Here is a 2,741-nt window from a genome sequence, read left to right on the forward strand (position 1 = left end):
CGCTTGGTCCGTCTGCCTGAACAAGGCACGGACCCGGCCGACGACATCGGCGGCTGAATTCGCATCCCGGATGATACGTTCGATGGTTTTCTGCGCCCGCTCCAGATTGGGCGGGTCCGAGGTCAGCCAGCGCTGGCATGCGTGCGAATTGGCGACCACGGCCGCGAGCGGTTGGTTGACCTCATGTGCGATCGAGGCGGAGAGCTCTGCCAGGCTCGCAGCCTGCGCTGCGCGTGCCAGGCGCTCCTGCGTCAATGTCAGCGCTTCCTGCGCGCGCACCTGATCTTCGATCTCGAAGCAGATGCCGTTCCATTGAACGATCTCCCCCTCAGCATTTCGCATCGCCGCGGTCCGCGTCTCGACCCAGCGAAACTCGCCATCCGCCCGCCGGAGGCGGTGCTTCATCGCATAGGACGTGCCGGTCGCCAGCGAACGCCCATATTTCTCTTTGACATCGGGGAGGTCATCGGGATGGATGATCGCTTCGAGCGTGCCGACAAGGCGGGTCCGGCCCTCTGCGTCCTTGTCACCGAGTCCGAAGCCAAGAAATTCCCCGAGCTTCTCGCTTCGAYAGATCGGTTCGCCATTCGGCGCGGCGCAGTAGATGAGGGCAGGCAGTGTCTCCACCAACTGACGCAGCGATCGCTCGCTTTCCCTGAGAGCATCCTCCACGCGGAGTTGGTCGTCGATGTCATGGGACAGGCCATACCACTGGATGATGCTGCCATCGTCGTCCAGGAGCGGTTCCGCGCGCCCGTCCATCCAGCGATACACACCATCGTGGCGTCGCAAGCGATAGCGCATCGCGTAGGGCCGACCGCTGCTCAGACAGTCCTTGATTTCTGCCCAGACGCGACTGGCGTCGTCCGGATGGATCGCAGCCTTCAGGGCGGCTGCGTATTGCTCCGTCTGCGATTGCTTAAGGTCGCCTTCGTCAATGCCCAGGAAGTCGATGAAGCGACGGTTGAAGAAATTCGGCGCCCCGGTCGGGGTCAGTCGCCAGAGGAAGCTCGGAACCAGATCGATCAGCCGCGTCAATTCCTGCTTTCGGAGATTGAGTTCGGTCTGGGTGGTGATCAGATCGTGGATATCGACGGATACACCGTACCATCGAATAATCTTACCGGCTTCGTCGCGCAGAGGTTCTGCGCGCGTTTGCGTCCATCGATAGGTGCCGCCAGCCCGATGCTGGAGGTACTTGATGTTGTACGGCGCGCCCGTCACGACCGATCTCGTGAAGGTTTGCTCTGCCAACTCCCAGAAATTCGGATGAATCATCTTCTTCAGAGAAAGAGACCCATCCGACGCCTTGACGGTATCTAGCGTGGCGCCGGTGACCTCCATGATCCGCCTGTTGAGATAGATGGGTCGCCCCTCCGATGACATGCTCCAGATCATGGCAGGCACCGTGTCGATGAGCTGTTCGAGATGCTTTTCTCGCTCTCGCAGCGCAGCCTCGGTTTTCTTGTAAACGTCGATATCGATCGAGGTGYCGAACCACCCGGTGATGCGCTCCTTGCCATCCCGTGTCGGCCGCGCTGAAATGCGGTGCCAGACATAGTGGCCCGTCGCGCGCAGCATGCGATATTCGATGTTCCACGGCTCGCCCGTCTTCAGGCAACGGCGCAGGGTCGCGGCGGCGGCGTCGACATCGTCCGGATGAACACCGCGCATCCAGCCGACCTCACCGCCATCGATGAATTCCCGCTCGCCGAGACGGCGATTGAGATCCTCCAGAGCCATGTCGATGGCAATCTGGGCAGCAGGGGTCACATAAGTGAACTTCCCAGTGGCATCGAAAGCCCAGGCCTTGCCGTGTAAGCTCTCGATCACCTTGGCGGCCTGCACCGCCTGCACGGTCTCGCCAAGCGATTCCGCCACAGTCCAGCGATCATCCGGTCTCGAAACCATGGCGTCGACATCGACGCTGACGCCATAGCCCGGCTCGGCACGGAGCTCGGTCCAGCGATATCTGCCGTCCGGCTGGCGCAACCGATAGCTCGTCACCTGCGGCACGCCCGTCCAAAACGCATAGGCCGCCGCCTGTGCGATCGCAGCCCTGTCATCCGGGTGGATCGCACCCTCGGCCACGTCATCTGGAATGGCACCAAGACCACTGGGATGCCCCGGCGCTTGTCGTTGCACGGCCGCGTCCCGGGCGCCTCGTCTGGACGGATCGCGCACAATGAGCGCGCCGATGCACGCGGCCACCGCGACCGATGCACCGAGCGAAAGCGCGGCTTCCCGTAAGGCGCCAGGATATAAAACGGCGGTGACCGTCGCACCGGCAAAGGCGGCGAGCAGCCCGCCCCAGAGTGATCGAAGCAGATAACCGCGCGCATAGAGGAAGAACGCACCGAGCGGCGCCAATATTCCTATGGTGGCCCCGGCCAGCCAGTATGCCAGGATGCCAACAGCCAGAGTCAGGGACACAAGGATCGTTGGCGTTCGATGGAGCGCTGCAATCATGGTCGGGTGCCCTTCCGGAGACGGATTACCTGGAAACCGTCACAGCATCATCTAGCACCAGTCTTCGAACATCCGGCTGGCAAACTCAGTGGAAACTAGCGCCAGGACGCCTCGGCCGCACTTATGGAAATCCATGACTTGCAATGAGATCGTCCAGTGTTCCGTTGCTGCGCGCTACGGCGTGCGGACGAGCGCCGCAATCCACCTTGGCACCAGAATGGAGACTCCTAGGCAGGCCCCGCCAGCGAAAGACCGCTCGCGCCGCATTGGTC

General features: G+C 62.2%; 1 protein-coding gene. It reads right to left on the reverse strand.

The annotated features are described in order from the left end of the window. Window positions 1–2,469, reverse strand: a 2,469-nt coding sequence (locus tag AC1DVA_RS27475) for a PAS domain-containing protein (RefSeq protein WP_476807996.1), incomplete at its 3' end; no start/stop codon positions are given. Window positions 2,470–2,741: the final 272 nt, after the last annotated feature.

This window comes from Allobosea sp. P4_C6 (assembly GCF_056402015.1).